This window comes from Nostoc sp. 2RC (assembly GCF_014222165.1).
GTDB lineage: Bacteria > Cyanobacteriota > Cyanobacteriia > Cyanobacteriales > Nostocaceae > Nostoc > Nostoc linckia.
In genome coordinates this window covers 1-374 of record NZ_JACKZU010000812.1, presented here as the reverse complement: position 1 = coordinate 374, position 374 = coordinate 1, and the positions used below count along the sequence as shown (strand labels likewise).

The following is a 374-nucleotide window of genomic DNA, read 5'->3' as shown; positions in this document are numbered from 1 at the left end:
AGTCCCTTCACCATAACTGTCAACGATCTTGCTGAAAACACAGCACCAACAGCCTTAGCGTTGAGTGCTACCAGCATCGATGAAAATGTGGCTGCTAACTCTGTAGTGGCTAACTTGAGTTCCATAGACCCTGACATTGGCGACACCTTCACCTACAGCCTAGTTGCTGGAACTGGTTCTACCGATAACGCAGCTTTTAGCATTGTTGGCAATCAATTGCGAATTAATAATTCACCTGATTTTGAAACCAAGAATTCTTACAGTATTCGACTACGCACCACTGACCAAGGAGGACTTAGTTTTGAAAGTCCCTTCACCATAACTGTCAACGATCTTGCTGAAAACACAGCACCAACAGCCTTAGCGTTGAGTGC

Annotated in this window: 1 protein-coding gene; it reads left to right on the top strand. The window is 44.9% G+C overall.

Features of this window, described 5'->3' with window-relative positions:
• Positions 1-374, top strand: a 374-nt coding sequence (locus GNE10_RS35095; RefSeq protein ID WP_185570579.1) for a cadherin repeat domain-containing protein, incomplete at both ends; no start/stop codon positions are given.